This window comes from Vibrio sp. 99K-1 (assembly GCF_013114585.1).
Lineage (GTDB): Bacteria > Pseudomonadota > Gammaproteobacteria > Enterobacterales > Vibrionaceae > Vibrio > Vibrio chagasii_B.
In genome coordinates this window covers 18497-36675 of sequence record NZ_VTXF01000017.1, presented here as the reverse complement: position 1 = coordinate 36675, position 18179 = coordinate 18497, and the positions used below count along the sequence as shown (strand labels likewise).

18 protein-coding genes are annotated in these 18179 nt (G+C 43.9%); 15 read left to right on the top strand and 3 right to left on the bottom strand.

What is annotated here, in order from left to right; all coding sequences use genetic code 11:
* Window positions 1-8: 8 nt before the first annotated feature.
* Both F0228_RS14365 and nrfA read right to left on the bottom strand, forming a co-directional pair.
* The gene (locus F0228_RS14365; RefSeq protein ID WP_171762380.1) at window positions 9-353 is read right to left on the bottom strand and encodes a rhodanese-like domain-containing protein; all 345 of its coding nucleotides are present in this window, start codon (window positions 351-353) and stop codon (window positions 9-11) included.
* A 126-nt stretch (window positions 354-479) separates the two neighbouring features.
* Complete coding sequence (nrfA, locus tag F0228_RS14360) at window positions 480-1910, bottom strand: ammonia-forming nitrite reductase cytochrome c552 subunit (RefSeq protein ID WP_171762379.1); 1431 nt, start codon at window positions 1908-1910, stop codon at window positions 480-482.
* A 482-nt stretch (window positions 1911-2392) separates the two neighbouring features.
* Here nrfA and nrfB point away from each other — a divergent pair, with 482 nt between their 5' ends.
* The 15 genes from nrfB to F0228_RS14285 all read left to right on the top strand — a co-directional run bounded on the left by nrfB (window position 2393) and on the right by F0228_RS14285 (window position 17181).
* A complete protein-coding gene (nrfB, locus tag F0228_RS14355) occupies window positions 2393-2977 on the top strand; it encodes a cytochrome c nitrite reductase pentaheme subunit (RefSeq protein ID WP_008222036.1) in 585 nt (194 codons plus the stop codon).
* A gap of 3 nt (window positions 2978-2980) precedes the next feature.
* Window positions 2981-3667, top strand: a complete 687-nt coding sequence (gene nrfC, locus F0228_RS14350; protein WP_061032786.1) for a cytochrome c nitrite reductase Fe-S protein — start codon at window positions 2981-2983, stop codon at window positions 3665-3667.
* A 2-nt stretch (window positions 3668-3669) separates the two neighbouring features.
* Complete coding sequence (gene nrfD, locus F0228_RS14345; protein ID WP_061032785.1) at window positions 3670-4644, top strand: cytochrome c nitrite reductase subunit NrfD; 975 nt, start codon at window positions 3670-3672, stop codon at window positions 4642-4644.
* A 185-nt stretch (window positions 4645-4829) separates the two neighbouring features.
* Window positions 4830-6746 (top strand): heme lyase CcmF/NrfE family subunit, encoded by a 1917-nt coding sequence (locus F0228_RS14340; protein WP_171731628.1) that lies wholly within the window; start codon window positions 4830-4832, stop codon window positions 6744-6746.
* Complete coding sequence (locus F0228_RS14335; protein ID WP_171762378.1) at window positions 6727-7281, top strand: DsbE family thiol:disulfide interchange protein; 555 nt, start codon at window positions 6727-6729, stop codon at window positions 7279-7281. Before F0228_RS14340 ends, F0228_RS14335 begins: the two co-directional genes overlap by 20 nt.
* Window positions 7278-7718 (top strand): cytochrome c-type biogenesis protein CcmH, encoded by a 441-nt coding sequence (locus F0228_RS14330; protein WP_061032782.1) that lies wholly within the window; start codon window positions 7278-7280, stop codon window positions 7716-7718. The genes F0228_RS14335 and F0228_RS14330 overlap by 4 nt, the downstream gene beginning before the upstream one ends.
* A gap of 88 nt (window positions 7719-7806) precedes the next feature.
* The gene (locus F0228_RS14325) at window positions 7807-7983 is read left to right on the top strand and encodes a hypothetical protein (RefSeq protein WP_008222025.1); all 177 of its coding nucleotides are present in this window, start codon (window positions 7807-7809) and stop codon (window positions 7981-7983) included.
* 209 nt (window positions 7984-8192) lie between these two features.
* Window positions 8193-8828 carry a GTP cyclohydrolase II gene (ribA, locus tag F0228_RS14320; protein WP_345775983.1) on the top strand — a complete coding sequence of 212 codons (636 nt, stop codon included), beginning with the start codon at window positions 8193-8195 and terminating at the stop codon, window positions 8826-8828.
* Window positions 8829-9003: 175 nt separating this feature from the next.
* Entirely contained in the window at window positions 9004-10263 is a 1260-nt protein-coding gene (locus F0228_RS14315) for an imelysin family protein (RefSeq protein WP_171762377.1), read from the top strand.
* Between the two features lie 111 nt (window positions 10264-10374).
* Window positions 10375-11763, top strand: coding sequence for a di-heme oxidoredictase family protein (locus F0228_RS14310; RefSeq protein WP_171762376.1), 1389 nt, complete (start codon window positions 10375-10377; stop codon window positions 11761-11763).
* A gap of 160 nt (window positions 11764-11923) precedes the next feature.
* On the top strand, window positions 11924-12985 hold the full coding sequence (locus F0228_RS14305; RefSeq protein ID WP_171762375.1) for an imelysin family protein: 1062 nt from the start codon (window positions 11924-11926) through the stop codon (window positions 12983-12985).
* The gene (locus F0228_RS14300) at window positions 12975-14060 is read left to right on the top strand and encodes a DUF1513 domain-containing protein (protein ID WP_105057329.1); all 1086 of its coding nucleotides are present in this window, start codon (window positions 12975-12977) and stop codon (window positions 14058-14060) included. The genes F0228_RS14305 and F0228_RS14300 overlap by 11 nt, the downstream gene beginning before the upstream one ends.
* Window positions 14061-14141: 81 nt before the next feature.
* On the top strand, window positions 14142-15680 hold the full coding sequence (locus F0228_RS14295) for a L,D-transpeptidase family protein (RefSeq protein ID WP_171762374.1): 1539 nt from the start codon (window positions 14142-14144) through the stop codon (window positions 15678-15680).
* Between the two features lie 198 nt (window positions 15681-15878).
* The gene (locus F0228_RS14290) at window positions 15879-16427 is read left to right on the top strand and encodes a YcbK family protein (RefSeq protein ID WP_008222012.1); all 549 of its coding nucleotides are present in this window, start codon (window positions 15879-15881) and stop codon (window positions 16425-16427) included.
* Window positions 16428-16527: 100 nt separating this feature from the next.
* Window positions 16528-17181, top strand: a complete 654-nt coding sequence (locus F0228_RS14285; RefSeq protein ID WP_105057328.1) for an MBL fold metallo-hydrolase — start codon at window positions 16528-16530, stop codon at window positions 17179-17181.
* 118 nt (window positions 17182-17299) lie between these two features.
* On the opposite strand, the gene F0228_RS14280 is transcribed toward F0228_RS14285, so the two are convergent.
* The gene (locus tag F0228_RS14280; protein ID WP_171762373.1) at window positions 17300-18100 is read right to left on the bottom strand and encodes a DUF2982 domain-containing protein; all 801 of its coding nucleotides are present in this window, start codon (window positions 18098-18100) and stop codon (window positions 17300-17302) included.
* Window positions 18101-18179 lie beyond the last annotated feature (79 nt).

The following is an 18179-nucleotide window of genomic DNA, read 5'->3' as shown; positions in this document are numbered from 1 at the left end:
TTTCTAGATTATTTGCTTTCTTGCATCTCAATTAAGCCGCCAGCGTTGTGGATCTGTGTAAACCCTTGAGCTTTCAAATGTTGGTAAGCTTGTCCTGAGCGGTTACCACTGCGGCAATACAAAACGATAGGTTGAGCTTTGTCTATTCTGGCAAAGTGCGTAGCGACTTCAGAAAGAGGGTAGTTAAGCGCATTGTCCAGATGACCTTGCTTGAACTCTCCTGGTGTCCTGACATCAACCACAAGCGCACCTTCCTCAATCATTTCCCACCCTGTTTCTGCTCGTTCTGAGGCGTGAAGTCCTGAACTTATTAATGCGATGCATAATGCCGAAAGCGAAAGTAAGTGCTTCATTCTTTGTTCCTTGAATTAGCTAAAGGGTAATGTGAAATTGGGACGGTTGAGTGCGCCCAAATCTAAAAAACCAGCCACACACTTTACAGTGTGACTGGTTTTCTCTTATTGGTCTATTTGAAGGAACTAGTATTCGTAGTTAGCTTCACGCTTTTCAGCTTGCTCTTCCCACTTAGGTACCACGGTGTCTAAGAAGTGTTGTTTCTCAGCATTCATCTTATCCATGTCCATTCCTAACGCTTTCTGAGCGGCTTCTTTGGTTGAGATATCTGGAATCTCGATTGGATCGGTAATGCCTTTCTTCGCAAGTAGACGAACAATCTTAGTTCGCGCGTCTGCTGCGCGGTCAACCGCCGTTCCAAGAACCTCTAGGGCTACTTCAGGTGCGTGCATGTGAACACCATGAGATGCGATAGCGTAGTCCCAGCGCCATTGAGCGTGACGGATATCTTGTAGGATGGGCTCCATCTCTTGTTCTGTTGCGCCTGCTTCCCATGCTGCGCCTGCTTCAAAGTGAGCGGCTACGATTTGTTTCTCAGCTGTCAGCTTCATGTTTAGTACTTGAGCTTTGCGGCTTGAAACGATGTTACGCATGGTCTCTTTAGATTGAGTATGGCAGTTAGCACAAGTGTCTTCGAAGCGGTCAAACGGGTTACCTACTTTATGGTCGGTGTAAACGGTACCGTCTTCTTTCGTCACTTTAGGCATGTGGCAGTCAACACAAGCAACGTTGTTCTTACCGTGAATACCTTCACGCCAAGTTTCGTAACCTGGGTGCTGAGCCTTTAACATAGGTGCTTTAGAGACTTTATGTGTCCAATCTTTAAAACCAATCTCATCGTAGTACTCTTCCATCTGTTCAACACGCGTCCCTTTATCCCAAGGGAACTTCACACCTTTTGTTGGACCTGTGAAGTAGTATTCCACGTGACACTGAGCACACACAGAGGCTTGCTGATCAAAGCGACCTTGCTCTTCGAAGTTCTTCCCAATCGCATCGAACGCACGTTCAACATAAGGACGAGTGATCTTTAGTGCAGGTTCGCCATTTTTAAAGCCTTCACTTTGAGTATCGTGACAGTCGGCGCAACCAATTGGATTGACTATCTCACTGCCAAGACGAGCCCATTTACCTTCAAAGTAGCCGTCTTCACCACGCTCTTCAATAACGCGTGCTACGTCTGGGCTTTTACAGCTCCAGCACGCCATTGGCATTGGGCCTGAGTTTTCGTCGGTTGGTCCACCAGTACGCAGGGTTTGTCTTACATCATCAACCGCATAAAAGTGGCCGCGGGCTTTGTTGTAGTCTTTCGCGAAACCGTAGCCCGCCCATAGAATAACCATGTTTGGATCTTCTTTTAGTGCGTCTTCAATGGCTTCGCTCTCTGACGTTTGTCTCCATGAATGGTATTGATCTGGGTGGTTTTGCTCGAACTGGTCGTTACGAGGATCACCAATTTCTTTTTGTTCAGACGCAGCAAAGCTGGTCGCGCTTACTAGTGATGCGCTAACCATTAATAATGCTGTGACGGAATTACGTATCCAATGCTTTTTCACAGTGATATCTCCAATATACTGATTTTTATACCAAGCGTTGTGAGTTTGCTATTCAAATTAAGAACTGGAGAATTGCTGTTTATATTAATTCATAAATAAACACATTTTGTTACGTGTCGGATGTTTGCTTGTTTTAGATCAATTAATGACAGTGACTTCAATCACGTTGAAGTTTATATAACCCTAAAGGGGTATATGGACATCAAGTTAGACTGGCCTTATTGAGAATTATTATCATATATAACAAATAATTACCCGACATGCCCTCACTATAAATAGGGTGATTGTGTTCACATATTACCCTTTGTATATTTCGCTTTACCTAATTAGGGGTATATTCTAAATATAGAAAGCGTTGTGGCTTATCCAAAATAAGAATTGATATCATTTAAGCGGTAATAATATCGTTTAAGGGTACTTTTGTTTAACCGGAATATTATTTAGTTGAGAGTTAAATAATGCCGGTATAAGGAAAGGATAAAATGGGCAATATTAAATTGGCCATAGTCATAATGCTTAAATCCCTTCTAGCATTCTGCCTCTATGGTTATTCCATTCATGCTGTTGCAGAGCCTGCTGTTACGCCAGTAGGAGAGTCAACAAGACATGAAGTCGAATTAATACGTGACAAAGATTACAAGTGTGTCCAATGCCATAAAGATTCTAAAGAAACGGTATTTGGTTCACATGGTGAGAGTGCGCACGCTTTGCTTGGCCGTGAAGTGAATTGCACAGATTGTCATAGTTCTATTGGCCCCGATCACCGTGATGGTGCACCTGAGGTGGTGAAGTATCGCGCGGCTCAATCACAACCCGGAACCGAAAAGGTTTTCCTCGATCCTAGCTTAATCCTAGACGCCAACAGCCAATGTATAGATTGTCATAAGCCTGATGATCTGCGCGAAGCGAGTTGGACTCATGACGTACACGCACAAAACTTAACGTGTTCAAACTGTCACGATGTGCATGCGAGTGAAGCGAAGGTGCTTGGCTTAGATAAAAAGCAAACCATCAAGCTGTGTGTGGATTGCCATTCAGACTTCAACCAGAAGAAAGAAGGGGAGTAATCTATGAGCTGCTCAAGAAGAAACTTTTTAGCTGGCGCGGGTGCCGTTATTTTCACAACTGGTGTTGCAGGTACTGCAGCGGTTACAAGCCGCAAAACGCTGGCTAACGTTCAGGAAGATGGCACCAAGCGTTACGGAATGGTTCATGACGAAACTGCTTGTATTGGCTGTACTGCTTGTACTGAGGCGTGTCGTGAAGTAAACAAAGTGCCTGAAGGCGTATCGCGCTTAGAAATCGTAAAGAGTGAACCTCAAGGTGAATATCCAAATGTTGATTACCGTTTCACTCGTAACTCTTGTCAACATTGTGATAATGCACCTTGTGTGATGGTTTGCCCAACAGGCGCCGCCTATAAAGATGAGAAGACAGGAATTGTCGATGTACATAAAGAGAAGTGTGTCGGCTGTGGTTATTGCCTGCTAGCTTGTCCATATCAAGTGCGCTTCTTCCATCCTGAGAATAAGTCGGCCGACAAATGTAACTTCTGCCGCGATACCAATCTTGCACAAGGTAAATTACCTGCTTGTGTTGAATCTTGCCCTACCAATGCGCTGATATTTGGCGACTTGAATGACCCTAAGAGCGAGATAAACCAGGTACTTAAATCTGAAGTGGTTTACAGAGATAAGGCTTATCTAGGTACTCAGCCAAAACTCTATAAAGTGCCACACCAAAAAGGGGAGATTTGATTATGAGTGCATGGGATACAGCGTTTCAATCAGGTACCGTGGTTTGGGACTGGATCATTGCTATCTATCTGTTTTTGGCGGGTATGTCAGCGGGTGCAGTGATGATCTCGATCTATCTCAAGAGAAAGGTTATTGATGGGGATCCAGCGAATAATGGTGTATTAAAGGCAACGGCTTTTCTAGCACCATTCGGGATCATCTCAGGTTTATTGATCTTGGTTTTCCACCTGACGAAACCACTATCATTTTGGAAGATCATGATCTTCTATAATCCGACGTCAGTGATGTCGATGGGTGTGATCTTATTCCAAGTGTATATGGTGATCCTATTTGTTTGGATCGGCATTATATTCCGAAATCAGATTGCCGTATTCTTGAGTGATCAAGAATGGTTAAAAGGGCGACTCGATTTTGTCAGTAACTGGATTGGCAAATTAGAATCTTTTGAGAATGTTTTTGAAATATTCTTGGCTGTGCTTGCGCTATTACTTGCGGCTTACACTGGCTTCTTACTCTCTGCGCTAAATACCTTCCCAATGCTGAATAACCCAGTGTTGCCGATATTGTTCTTATTCTCGAGTTTATCCTCGGGAGCGGCGGCATGTATTTTATTTGGTGTGTTGGTCTTTAAGGAGTCTCCGCATAGTGCGAGTATTTCTTGGATCCACGGCTTCGAACGTCCTGTTGTTATGTTTGAACTGTTTGTCCTTGTTACTTTCTTCACTGGGTTGATATTTGCTGGTGGTCAAAGTGAGCAGGCAGTATGGAACGCCATTGGCGGTGGTTTCTGGGCAAGTTGGTTCTGGTATGGCGTAATTGGTGTGGGTATGGTTTTACCCTTGTTGCTTAACGCCGTGACACCAGCATCGGTTCGCCATAGTACTGTGTATATTTTCTCTGTTACTTCATTGAGCCTGATGGGCGTATTAATGCTAAGAACCTTTGTCCTTTATGCAGGGCAATTAACGTTAGCTTAATTTCGCTCAAGATTATAAGTGAGTGGATGTTGGATACTAAACATCTGCTCACTAAATTTCTTTTCGCTGAGTAACAATAGTTAGTTGAGTAATAATAGCTAGTTGAGTTACATCAGCTAGTTGAGCAATCAATGCCAATAATGGTTTAACTTGGTTCTGCTTAGGTAGATCCTGATTGAGGTGATATGGTCGGTTCTTTGGGGCTGTTTAGTTTAATTTTAGTCGCTGTTCTCAGCAGCATTATTGCTGTGCATTCGATGTATCAAATGCTAACTAAACAAGCACAAAATGTGGCTTTAATTCGCAGTTTCTCCCTCTCTAGCGCTTTGTTTTCCATTGGCGCTATCGTTTTACTTGGCTATGCCTTTGTCGGTGACGACTTTTCCATCCTCTATGTTGCAGAACACTCCAATACTCAACTGCCCACCTTCTTCAAAATGGCAGCTGTGTGGGCTGGACATGAAGGCTCATTGCTATTTTGGGTCTTAACCATTAGCTGTTGGTCGGGTGTGATTGCCCTACAAAAGCAATATTCTTCTGAGTATCAGAGCCGCGTATTGTGGGTGATGAATGTGTTACTCGCGATATTTGCATGGTTTACCTTATTTGCTTCGAACCCATTTGAATTGAATTCGACCTTGCCACTTGAAGGGCGTGACCTTAACCCAATGCTGCAAGACGTTGGTTTGATATTCCATCCGCCTCTGTTGTATTTGGGTTATGTTGGTTTCTCTGTGGTCTTGGCATTTGCTGTGGCCGCTTTGCTAGTGGATCCGATTGAGTTCGATTGGGTCGCTCATTGTCGCAGTTGGTGTTTGGTCGCTTGGATCTTTTTAACCGCGGGGATCATTCTTGGTTCTTGGTGGGCATACTACGAGTTAGGGTGGGGTGGTTGGTGGTTCTGGGACCCGGTAGAAAATGCCAGCCTATTACCTTGGCTAACATCAACCGCTCTATTGCACAGTTTGGGTGTTGCTAAAGGCAAGCAACAGTTGCTGAAGTGGTCACTTAGCCTTGCTTTCATTACGTTTTGTTTAAGTATCCTCGGTACCTTTATTGTTCGATCTGGCGTCCTCACTTCCGTTCATGCTTTTGCTGTTGACCCAACCAAAGGTATCGCGCTGTTGCTGATACTGGTTTTGGTGTTAGTGAGTTCGTTTTCTCTTCTTATTGTTCGTGGTGAATCTTTCGAGTCGAATCCAATCACTAGCTTTGCGAGTAAAAGTTTTTTGAGTTTAGTGGCGGTACTTATATTTGTACTGGCTACGGCGGTGGTGGTGTTTGGTACCTTCTACCCAATGGTTTTTGAATTACTTGGCCTTGGAAATATCTCTGTGGGCGCACCTTACTTTAATCTTCTTATTGCGCCATTGGCTCTGCTTGCGATGGGAGTGATAGGGTTAGCGCCATTGCTCAGTATCAAACCTCAAGCGTCGAAAGGTGTGATTGGAATTATTGCCTTATTGTCTCTCTGTATTGGCTTTGTAACTTATGCTTCGCAAGTTGAAGCGATTCAAGTGATGGTTCTACTGACATGGGCACTTGCGTTTTGGGTAGCTCTGACTCATGTTTACGGCTTGGCGGTAACGCGCAACTCTAAGTTTCAACGCAAAGTATGGGTGATGACGTTGGCGCATGTGGGTGTCGCAGTATTAGCGATAGGCGCCGCGATGAACAGTTACCATTCATTTGAGCGAAGTTACAAATTGAGCCCAGGTGAAGAGGTTGAGTTTATGGACTGGACGCTCTCTCATCGCGATACAGAGCTCTATGTCGCTTCGAATTTTACGGCAGAAAGAGCCTTGCTCAACCTCCATGCCGACGAACAAGCATTTTCTATCGCACCAGAGAGAAGACATTACCAAGTCAGAGTAATGAACATGAGTGAGCCAGCAATGAAGTGGTTCTGGCATGGCGACGTGTATATCACCATGGGTGAAAAAGTGGATTCAACCGCTTATGCATTCCGTGTTCAATACAAAGCGTATGCGCGCTGGATTTGGTTCGGTGGTTTGATATCCATACTGGGGGCACTGCTTTCGTTAACTCATCGTAAAAAGAAAACCGTTAAGGCGTCACAGTATGCATACCAGCGTTCGTAACAAACTTATTACGCTTATTGTATTGGCACTGGTGTTGGTGTTGGTATTTTTGTTTGCTCTTGATAACAAACAGCAAACCACCACCGTATCGATACAACAAAGAGCGTTTCCTGAATTTACTTCTATGGCTTTAACGGATAGAGAAGGCATCAGCAGTAAACAAAAACTGACGTTAAAAGACATTACTGAGCACCCTTACCAGTTAGTGAATGTATGGGCTTCATGGTGTGGTATCTGCAAATCGGAACATACCTATTTGTTAGCACTTCGCGATAAAGGGATTCCTATTGTTGGGCTTAACTATAGAGATAACCCCGCGGCTGCAATGAATGTGTTATCAAGCGATGGCAACCCCTATACAAAAGTGATTAGCGATCCTCATGGTAAGTTGGCTTTAGAATTAGGTGTAATAGGGACCCCAGAGACATATTTGGTTGATGCCAAAGGAAATATTGTGAAGAAGTTAATGGGCGCTATTAATGAATCTGCATGGCAAGATGAGCTCGCCTTATATTTTGATGGTGTGGATGGATGATGAGATCTTTAGCCCAAATAATATTATTTGCCTCTATGATTATCGTGACGAGTTTGCCTGCGGTGGCGGAAGACTTGTTTACACCCAGCGATAAGAGCACCAGCATTCAAGTAGAACTTTTTGAATTTGAAAGTCCTGACCAACAACAGCGTGCCATTGCTTTAGCAAAGACACTGCGCTGCCCTCAATGTCAAAACCAAAACCTGATTGAATCAAACTCTCCAATTGCAAAGGACTTACGTCTAGTTGTATTTAATATGGTGAAAGCAGGGAAGAGTAATCATGAAATTACTCAATATATGACGGAGAGGTTTGGAGAATTTGTGCTTTATAAACCGTCATTGAGCACGGCAAACTTATTACTTTGGTTGATACCGAGCCTATTATTTCTGTTATTTATATATTTATCAGTAAAAAGTGTTAGAAAGCGCTCATAAAAATTGTGTATTACTGTTTACCAATTGACCTGTATTTTGTAACATTAACGGATTATAAAGGCTAAGCACTGTATATAAGGATGTGTCTGTGGATAACGTTATCTCAAATTTAAAAAAAGAGTTCCATACCCATGTTCGTTCCGACAAATGGGCAGAAAGATACAGTGCGAAGTCGAGCATCTCTACGCTGACGCAAGAAGAGCTAGCTGAATTGGAGAACGCTTGGGTACAACTTGTGATTTGGAAACAGACCCAAGTAAGTTGAGTGTTCGGTAAAAATAGCAGGTTCCGCTGCAACTGATTCATTTATAACCCCATGTTGGTCAAACCAATGTGGGGTTTTTTGTTACCTGAAGATTAATTGTTATATTATAACAATTTGTGCTCTATCGACCTTGAAAAAAATTGTTAAGAGCCTCATAGTGTCTATCATTAGATAGTTAGCTACAAAATATTGCCTAGACATATAATGTAGTGTTGTTAAATACATCGAATTTTCAAGTGAGTATAGCTATGGCGGAAGTGCGTGCCAGAATAGATTTCAAAGTAGGAGTAACAAGCAGTATTGATGCTGAATTGCTCTCTTTTCATGGATTGAAAACAGATAAAGAGCATGTTGCTGTGATATTCAAATCAGCAGATAAGACGCAAGATGTACCTCTTGTTCGTATGCACTCTGAGTGCCTTACTGGTGATGTTTTCCACTCTTCTCGTTGTGATTGCGGTGAGCAGCTAGATGAAACCATCAGAATTATGGGTGAAACTGGCGGCGTGATTCTTTATTTACGTCAAGAAGGTCGTGGTATTGGCTTATATAACAAGATCGATGCGTACCGCCTTCAAAGCGAAGGCATGAACACCTATGAAGCCAACAACCACCTAGGTTTTGGCGATGACCTACGCGATTTTACTGAAGCTGCTGAAATGCTACGCGCTTTAGGTACCACAAAAATCCGCTTAGTCACCAACAACCCTAAGAAGATCAATGAGCTAAAATCCTTTGGTATTGAGATTGAAGAAGTGGTGAATACCTCTGCTCATATCAAATCAGGTAATGAAAGCTACCTAAAAGCGAAAGTTTCACACGGCAAGCATAACTTGGATATCTAATCCGCAGCTTGTTGCGCTTAACACAGAAACGTTTAAAGACCTCACATATGTGAGGTTTTTTTGTATTTATCTTGCAATAAAATTGTAAGTTTGTATTATTCCAATCCGTAGTGCAAATGATAATGGTTTGCACTATTACTACGAATAATAATTTAAAGCTCAACAAGGATGCTTCATGACTATCAAATCTTTAGTGACAAAAGCCGTAACTTCGTCACTCATTTTTGCCTCTGCTTCTTCTTTCGCTGCAGTAACTCAAGATCAAGTAGTAGAACATTACGCAGATATTGCACACGCGGTATTTGCTGATTCAGTAATCACAGCAAAAGCGTTGAACTCTTCTATCGATACCTTCTTAGCTTCTCCTTCTGCTGGCAACTTCGAAAAAGTAAAACTAGCTTGGCTTGAATCTCGCGTACCATACCAGCAGTCTGAAGTATTCCGCTTCGGTAACGTGGTTGTTGATGATTGGGAAGGTCAACTAAACGCATGGCCACTAGATGAAGGTCTGATCGATTACGTTTCTTCTGATTACCAATACGAACTAGGTAACGAAGGCGCAAGCGCTAACATCGTTGCAAACAAAACGTTCCAAATTGGTCAGACGACAGTAGATGCGACGAACATTACTCCTGAGTTAATCGCAGAGCTAAACGAGATCGGTGGTTCTGAAGCAAACGTAGCATCGGGTTACCACGCGATTGAATTCCTACTTTGGGGTCAAGATCTGAATGGCACAAACTCAGGTGCAGGTGAGCGTGCTTACACTGACTTCGTTGTTGGTGCTGAGTGTACAAATGGCAACTGTGACCGTCGTGGCGCATACCTAAAAGCATCAGCTGAGCTACTAATTCAAGACCTAGAGTGGATGGAAAAGCAATGGGCTGAAGGCGAGAAAGGTAACTACCGTCAAGAGCTTCTTTCTGAATCAAGTGAAAACGGCCTACGTAAAATGCTATTCGGCATGGGTTCACTGTCTCTTGGTGAGCTTGCTGGTGAGCGTATGAAGGTAGCATTAGAAGCGAACTCTACCGAAGATGAGCACGATTGCTTCTCTGATAACACGCATAACTCTCATTACTACAACGAGCAAGGTATCTACAACGTTTACACGGGTCTATACAAGCGTGAAGACGGTACTCTACTTTCAGGTCCAAGCCTGTTTGACCTAGTTGAGCAAAAAGATGAGCAAGCTGCGAAAGAGATTCAAAAGCAGTTTGACCTAGCACGTGCACAAGTAGGCCAACTGGTAATGTCTGCTGAGAAAAACAACCAGCACTTTGACCAGCTAATTGCTGCTGACAACGCTGCAGGTAACGCACTAGTAAATAAAACAATTGTTGCTCTAGTATCTCAAACAGCTGCAATTGAGCGTGCTGCTGGTGTGATTGGCATTGATAGCCTAAACCCAGACACGGCTGATCACGAGTTCTAAGAACCTGAGTCAAACACCAATGTAAGGGCTCTGATTGAGCCCTTAATTGTTTGCTAAGAAAAAAGCCACTTCCTTATAAAAACTAAAATCAAAAATTCAGCAAGGCACTGTATGAAGTCGTATCTATCAGCCTCACTCTTAACTGCACTGTTTTTCTTATCTCCATTACACGCCCATGAAACCTACTCCGGTGGTAAAACGACCGTAAAGAAAGAGGGAGCAAATGCTTTTTCTCTTCCTGCTGCTAATTTACCAATGAGCAAGCGCTTAGATTTCAGCGTTGGTAATAGCTTCTTTAGAAACCCATGGGTACCCGCGCCATCATCAACTGACGCTCGTGATGGTTTAGGTCCGTTGTTTAACACGAACGGTTGTCAAAACTGTCACATCAAAGATGGGCGAGGCCACGCGCCAGAAAAAGGCGATGAGAACGCAGTATCTATGCTAGTTCGCTTAAGCATTCCGGCCGAAACACCAGAGCAAAGACAAGCCTTTATCCGAGATGGCGGCATACCAGAGCCAACTTACGGTGGTCAGCTACAAGACTTTGCGCTTCAAGGGGTAAAACCAGAGGGTAAAGTAAACATTAGCTACACGGATGTACCTGTTACCTTCAAAGACGGCACGGTCGTTACTCTGCGTAAACCGATTTTAAAAATTACTGAGCTTGCGTTCGGTGAGATGCATCCTAAAACTGAATTCTCAGCTCGTGTTGCGCCACCAATGATCGGCCTAGGTTTGCTCGAGAGCATTCCACAAGAAACGATTCTTGGCTTCGCGAAGCAGCAAGCTGCGGACAACCAAGGTGTAACAGGCAAAGCCAATTACGTTCTTGACGTTCAAACTAACGAGATGGCGTTGGGTCGATTTGGTTGGAAAGCAGGGCAACCAAACCTAATGCAGCAAAACGCAGCGGCATTTAATGGTGATTTAGGTTTAACAAGTAGTTTGTTCCCGAATGAAAACTGCACATCAGCACAGTCAACCTGTGTTGATTTCCCTAATGGTGGTGAGCCGGAAGTCAGCAATAATATTCTCGACTTTGTTGAGTTCTACTCTCAGCACTTAGCGGTTCCAATTCGTCGAAATGTTGATGATCCTGCTGTTGTTCAAGGCAAGAAACTGTTCAAAGAGGTTGGGTGCCAAAGCTGTCACCAAGCTGAGATTCGTACAGCCAAGCGCGACGGTTTACCTGCACTCTCTAACCAGTTAATCAGCCCTTATACCGATATGCTGCTGCATGATATGGGTGAAGGCCTAGCGGATAATCGTCCAGAGTATCTAGCGAATGGACGTGAGTGGCGAACCACACCATTGTGGGGTTTAGGTTATACAAAAGAAGTGAATGGCCACACCTTCTTGCTGCATGATGGTCGAGCAAGAAACGTGATGGAAGCTGTGCTATGGCACGGTGGTGAAGCTGAGATGGCGAAACAGAAAGTGTTGTCACTAAGTCGTAGCGAACGTGAAGCACTGCTGGCGTTCTTAGATTCACTTTAAGCTAACTTGAACTCATTTGGGCCAGAGGCTTGATGAGCGAAACAAGTAGCAAATAAATGACTGACTGCCGCTGAACTTGTAGAAATACGAGCTCAGCGGTCGTTTTCATATTTGATGAACTCATATAATTAAAAGAAAAATTAGGAAGTAAGGTAACAGCATGGCTCAAAAATTATTGTTAATGCCTTTGTCGGTTTTAGCCATGGCAGGCTGTCAATCATCAGGGGAGCAAGTTGCTTCGTCTGAGGTTAACGGTGTGTCTTATCAAGCCGACACGACAAGTCATATTAGTCGTAGTGTGTATCAACAGGAGTTTGATTCAGCAGTACTATTCGCTAAGCAATCGAGCGAATTAGAAGCCTTGATGCAAGGTTACTGTGAAACAAATAACGTTGAGTTAGATGCAGTTAAAAATCAGTGGCAGATCACCATGAACAGTTGGATGGCGCTGCAAGGGCAAGAACGTGGTCCAACGGCGGCACTAGAAGAGAGCTGGAATGTTCAGTTCTGGCCAGACAAGAAGAACACGACGGGTCTTAAGATGCGTCAATTGACTCAACAGACCAAAGCCTGGACACAAGACGAAATCGCGCAACAAAGCGTGACAGTTCAAGGTTTAGGCGCGTTGGAATGGTCACTTTATGACGAGCAATCGCCACTGATTAAAGATAAAGCATCGGGCTGTTTGTCTTCACAAGCAATCGCACAAAACTTGGCAATGAAATCAGCTTCAATTGCTGAAGCTTGGCAAGTTAACCCATGGCTAGCCTTGGACGAGATGCGTTGGGAGTCGGAATACATCGCACTACTGACCAACCAACTTGATTACAGCATGAAAAAGCTGAGCCGCCCAATGGCAAAAATTGGTCACCCGCGCCCTTATTTCTCAGAATCATGGCGTGCACAAACCTCGATGACTCAACTAAAAGCCAATGTAGCGGCACTTCAGAATCTGTACCTTGCTGATGGCAATGGCCTAGACGGATTATTGAGAGAGAAGGGCTTAAACGACCTTGCAGATCGTGTTGCTGGCCAGTTCACATTGACGCTAGATACTTGGCCTACTGATTCAAGCTTGTTTGAGTTATTGCAGAGTAAAGAGGGTTACCGCGAGGTGCTGACTCAGTACAACAAACTTGAGCGTTTGAAGTACCTGATTCATGAAGAAGTGGCGATAGAACTTGGCGTGGTAATAGGATTTAATGCTACCGATGGTGACTGATACTACACGAAGAACCTTACTGAAAGCAGCACTGGGTTGTGCTGCTGTGCCAGTGCTGCCGTTCGGATGTGCTAGCCGTTCAGGTGAAAACGCATCGAGCAAGCCTCAGTTGATTGGCTGTGCACTTAATGGTCGAGGTCAGTATTCCGCGGTTGTTGCAGATGAGTATGGCATGCCACTGAACCAGCTACCTATCCCTGAGCGCGGTCATGGTGTCGCCATTTGTCCAACGTCATCCCATGCGGTGGTGTTTGCCCGTCGCCCTGGTGACTACTTTATGGTGTTTGACTACAAACGTGGTGAGCAGATAAAAATGGTAGTGAAGGGTAACAACCGTCACTTCTATGGTCACGGCGTTTACTCGTTAGACGGTACTCTACTGTATGCGACCGAAGGGAAAACGGACACAAGCCAGGGCGTGATTGGCGTCTATGATGTTGCGCAAGGATACCGTAAGGTCGAAGAATTCACCGGTTTTGGTATTGGCCCTCACGAAGTGATTATCATGCCTGATGGTAATCTTGCTATCGGCGTTGGCGGTGTACACACTGATGGTCGAACACCGAAAAACTTGGATTCCATGCAGCCTAGTTTGAGCTATGTTTCATCGCAAGGTGAGCTGCTTGAACAGGTTGAATTGCTGGATAAGAAGTTAAGCATTCGACACTTAGCGCATGATGGGGCAGAGACAGTACTTTGTGGCCAGCAATATCGCGGCGAACCTGATGAATATCCTTCACTTTTAGCGATGCATACGAAAGGCGGTGAGTTCGAATCCTTGAACGCAGAGCCAGAGCAATGGGCGCGATTTAATCACTACATTGCAAGTATTGCCGCATCCGATGATTGGATTATCGCCACCTCGCCACGAGGCAATTGCTACGGTATTTGGTCTAAACAAACCAAAGAGTTAGTGGAATTATCGGCATTATCTGATGCTTCTGGTGCTGTGCTACTTGATGGTGAATTTAGGTTGAGTTCTGGGGCGGGCAGTGTGGTTAGCCAACGCAAGCCTTATGAGAAATCAAGCCAGCAATCATCCGTCCAGTGGGATAATCACTGGTCGTCAATTTGATGCATATACTGTCTTAAAAATTAACATGCTTACTCCAATTTCTTTGCCATACTTATGGGATTAGTGGTGATGGAGTAAGGCATGTTAGCGAGATACTTCTGTGGTTTATTAGTACTAGTTTCCGTGAGTACATGGAGCTATACGAGTTCTGAAGAGCGTCGGTTTATTCCGGCAGATTCAGAGCTCTCTTTCATGCTGATATACCCTGAACTTACCCAGAGCATTTACCAAGATACCTCATTTCCATTCTTGTGGGACTCTCCCGAGCTGGTCAAGGCGTTTGAATTCCAGTTATCGCTGATTGAACAAGCGAAGATGGCCCCGCTTTTTGAGCGACAGCTTAAACAGATTCGCCAATACCAATCTCGACAGCAGTGGCAAGAGTTGGACATACTACTGACTGACACCTTCATCTATTATCTGAGCTACGTTGAGAATGCGCCAATCATAGGTAAGGAGTGGTATTTCTCCGGTCAGCTGCATTCTAAATTACCCGCGCCTTCACCTCATATTGTTATGAGACTTAAAAGCAGCGTCGCCAATGATTACTTGTTGGAGATGGTGCTGTCTTACGCGCCACCGGTTGGCGATTTTGACCAATTCAAAGCAACCTATTCTGTTTTAAACACGGCATCAGAGCTTGGTGTTGAACGTTACGGACAAAAAGGTTTGAAACGCTTGGGGGATCAACTTTCAGACAAAGCGACGCTGGTTGAGCGCATTGCATTGGTTGGCGTAGACACTTCAATGATCGCTATCGATTCCCCTCGATTTGATCGAGACTTACAAATCGCGACCAAAGCTTTTCAAAGTATGCATGGGATTACCGCGGATGGGATTATCGGACCAGACACGATTAAGTGGATCAACATGGGCTTTGATGATCGACTCACTGCTCTAGCATTGAACGCCGAGCGTGCACGTTTATGGCCAAGAAATAGAGACTCACTGATAGTGGTGAATGTACCTAGTTTTGATATGAAGTATTGGGAAGGAGGAGAAGAGGTTTTTGAATCTAAAGTCGTGGTCGGGAGAAAATCGAGAAAAACACCACTCTTAGAGATAAAACTTGATTCGGTGATCTTAAACCCGACTTGGAACGTGCCATGGAAAATCATGGTTAAAGATATCTTGCCTAAAGTAAAAGCCGACGAAAGTTATCTTGAAACACACAATTTTCAAGTGATTGATGGATGGCGTTCGATGGAAACTGTCGATACTACCGAGATTGATTGGCAGACGATCAACTTCAACTCTTTTCCTTATCGAATGCGCCAGCAAGCAGGCTCTAGTAACGCATTGGGTTTGTATAAGTTCAATACGCCCAACAAGCGAGCTATCTATCTCCATGACACCCCAAGTAAAAGCTTGTTTAACGATGACTTCCGCGCCTATAGCTCTGGTTGTATTCGTGTTGAGCATGCCGAGGAACTCGCGGAGTTGTTATTTGCGACTAAGGTAAAGAAAGTGCCGAATCAGAGTGATGACCTAGCACCTAATACTAAAGTTCGACTCAAGAAAAGAATCCCTGTACATATCATTTATCAAACCGTGTTATTTGAGGAAGAGGGGATTCAATATCGTGGCGACATCTATCAATACGATAAACAGGGTGGTTAATGGCAGATATGCATAGAATGGTGATCTTGACCAAAAAATGACAACTCGCCTTCTATTGATAAAATTATAATGAGTATCAATAACTAACCGTGCAAAGGTTACAAATACTAACGTTTTGCGCGGTTTTTGTACGTTGACGCAGCAAATTCCATTATGTATCGTGCGTTTTTTGTTCGATCTAATTGGTTTTCTTGCTGTATGTCTCAAAGTTTATTTTCACGCCGTCAGTTTCTGACTTACGCTGGTGGTACTGCTGTTGTTGCCTCACTTACTCCTTCTATTGCTTTTGCTTCATACCCTGATCAACCAAGAACGATTAGCATGAACAACCTTCATACTGGTGAAAGATTAGAGACCTGTTATTTCGATGGGACTAACTATATTGGTGATGAAATGGCTCGCCTTAGTAAGTTATGTCGAGACTTCCGCCGCAATGAAATCCACCCAATGGATAAGAACCTCTTTGATCAGATCACTCAGATCCAAAATATCTTGGGTATTCAAAAAGAAGTTCAGATCATCTCTGGTTACCGTTCACCGGCGACAAACGAAGCATTACGATCTAAGTCGAGTGGGGTTGCGAAAAAGAGCTACCACATGCTTGGAAAAGCGATCGATTTTCGTATCGATGGTGTTGATTTAAAGGAGCTGAGAGACGTAGCTAAAAGTCTGCAAGCAGGTGGTGTTGGTTATTACGCTCGTAGTAACTTCATCCACATTGATACTGGTCCAGTACGAAGCTGGTAGCTCTAGGCTCTGTGGTGAACTGAAGCGGTAGGCACTTGTCAAAGTAGACATCCAATGTCATAGTTTGCCCAAATTTTAGTTTGCCCTTTAAGGTTTGTATATGTCTCTTAAGTATCAAGTTGTACCTGTTACCTCTTTCGCTCAAAACTGCTCGATTGTGTGGTGTGATGAAACCATGGAAGGCATCGTTGTTGATCCAGGTGGCGACATCCAACAGCTAGCTGCAATCATCGAAGAGCTAGGTGTGAAGGTAGTGAACTTGGTGCTGACTCATGGTCACTTAGATCATGTTGGTGGTACGGTGCCACTTTCAGAGATGTTGAACGTGGAAATTGTTGGCCCACATAAGGCAGACAACTTCTGGCTACAAGGCCTTGAGAATCAAAGCCAAATGTTTGGTTTCCCTCTGTGTAAAGCGTTTGAACCAAATACTTGGTTAGAAGAGGGTGATAAAGTGAGGTTTGGTAACCAAGTTATCGATGTGATTCATACTCCGGGCCACACACCAGGCCACGTGGTACTGTTTAGCGAGCAAGCTCGTTTAGCGTTTGTTGGTGATGTGTTGTTTAACGGTGCAATTGGTCGTACTGACTTCCCGCAAGGCGATTTCAACACGCTTATCACATCAATCAAGACCAAGCTTTGGCCACTAGGCAGCGATGTAACTTTCGTTCCGGGTCACGGACCTGAATCGACATTCGGTCGTGAGCGCGCTTCAAACCCGTTCGTAGCAGATGAGATGCCTCTGTACTAAGTCAGTTATTGAATACCAAAACGATTGAAAATGAAGCTTAGCTTTTCTTCTGAAAGCTAAGCTTTTTTTATTGTTCATCGCGGGTTAGCGTGAACATTCACTTCTATAGCTTTGAATGTTAATTAGAAATACGTTCGGCAGCGGCTAGGTAGCGCCTAGCAAGGCCCACAAACTCTTCCCCACTAATATTTAGGTCATTGGTTGATATAAAAATATCGTAGCCGTGAAAACCTCTTTGATATTTCATTCTGTTAGCGAGCATCGCCTGTAGTCCAGAGTAATCTTTGATGACGGCTTTCTCGTCATTTGACGTTTTAGAGGATTCAGATGCAGCTTGTGTTTGGCTGTTACTAAAATAGCTCTCTTCAGTGTTTTCTGATTCTTTAAATTTACTTAGCTCTACACAGCCAGCTTCAGTACAGCGAGTGTGATAATGCGAAGAGTCGAGAACCATGTCTTCAAACTTCGATTCTTTCCCTGCTTGTTTGGCACCTAAATACAAAAGTGCACGCTGGCTGAGCAGTAGTTCGCAGGTGATTTTAGGGCAGATGGAATCCAAGTAGGGTGAATAATCTTTGACCTTAATACCGATCCAAGGGAGAGGTTGATGCCAGCCATCTTGTTCATAGGTACACAGGCCTATTTTTTGGATATTACTCCATTTTAAAACCCACCCGCCCTTATAAAAATGCTGCTGAAAATGTGTTGGTGTGAGTGTGAACATCACTCTGCTACGCAGCATTAAATAATAACCAGTGGCGAGTAAAGTAATAATGCAAAATGCGCCTACGATCAGTAACTTTGGGGTGTTGCTATAGAGTGCAATGATGAAGCAAATAAAGCCTAAAATAACAGCTAGAATACGGTATGAGCGAGTAAACGAAGGCAAAGAGAAATTTGTTAAATGACGAGTGTCCATAGGCAACACCAAGTTTTCATATTTTTGTCTGGATGGATAACCAGTGTATATGACCCTGAATTGATAAGTCGATGTTTAA

Coding starts and splice junctions, on each gene's coding strand:
- F0228_RS14365 (WP_171762380.1), bottom strand. CDS start 353: ATGAAGCACTTACTTTCGCTTTCGGCATTATGCATCGCATTAATAAGT.
- nrfB (WP_008222036.1), top strand. CDS start 2,393: ATGGGCAATATTAAATTGGCCATAGTCATAATGCTTAAATCCCTTCTA.
- nrfC (WP_061032786.1), top strand. CDS start 2,981: ATGAGCTGCTCAAGAAGAAACTTTTTAGCTGGCGCGGGTGCCGTTATT.
- nrfD (WP_061032785.1), top strand. CDS start 3,670: ATGAGTGCATGGGATACAGCGTTTCAATCAGGTACCGTGGTTTGGGAC.
- F0228_RS14340 (WP_171731628.1), top strand. CDS start 4,830: ATGGTCGGTTCTTTGGGGCTGTTTAGTTTAATTTTAGTCGCTGTTCTC.
- F0228_RS14335 (WP_171762378.1), top strand. CDS start 6,727: ATGCATACCAGCGTTCGTAACAAACTTATTACGCTTATTGTATTGGCA.
- F0228_RS14330 (WP_061032782.1), top strand. CDS start 7,278: ATGATGAGATCTTTAGCCCAAATAATATTATTTGCCTCTATGATTATC.
- F0228_RS14315 (WP_171762377.1), top strand. CDS start 9,004: ATGACTATCAAATCTTTAGTGACAAAAGCCGTAACTTCGTCACTCATT.
- F0228_RS14310 (WP_171762376.1), top strand. CDS start 10,375: ATGAAGTCGTATCTATCAGCCTCACTCTTAACTGCACTGTTTTTCTTA.
- F0228_RS14305 (WP_171762375.1), top strand. CDS start 11,924: ATGGCTCAAAAATTATTGTTAATGCCTTTGTCGGTTTTAGCCATGGCA.
- F0228_RS14300 (WP_105057329.1), top strand. CDS start 12,975: ATGGTGACTGATACTACACGAAGAACCTTACTGAAAGCAGCACTGGGT.
- F0228_RS14295 (WP_171762374.1), top strand. CDS start 14,142: ATGTTAGCGAGATACTTCTGTGGTTTATTAGTACTAGTTTCCGTGAGT.
- F0228_RS14290 (WP_008222012.1), top strand. CDS start 15,879: ATGTCTCAAAGTTTATTTTCACGCCGTCAGTTTCTGACTTACGCTGGT.
- F0228_RS14285 (WP_105057328.1), top strand. CDS start 16,528: ATGTCTCTTAAGTATCAAGTTGTACCTGTTACCTCTTTCGCTCAAAAC.
- F0228_RS14280 (WP_171762373.1), bottom strand. CDS start 18,100: ATGGACACTCGTCATTTAACAAATTTCTCTTTGCCTTCGTTTACTCGC.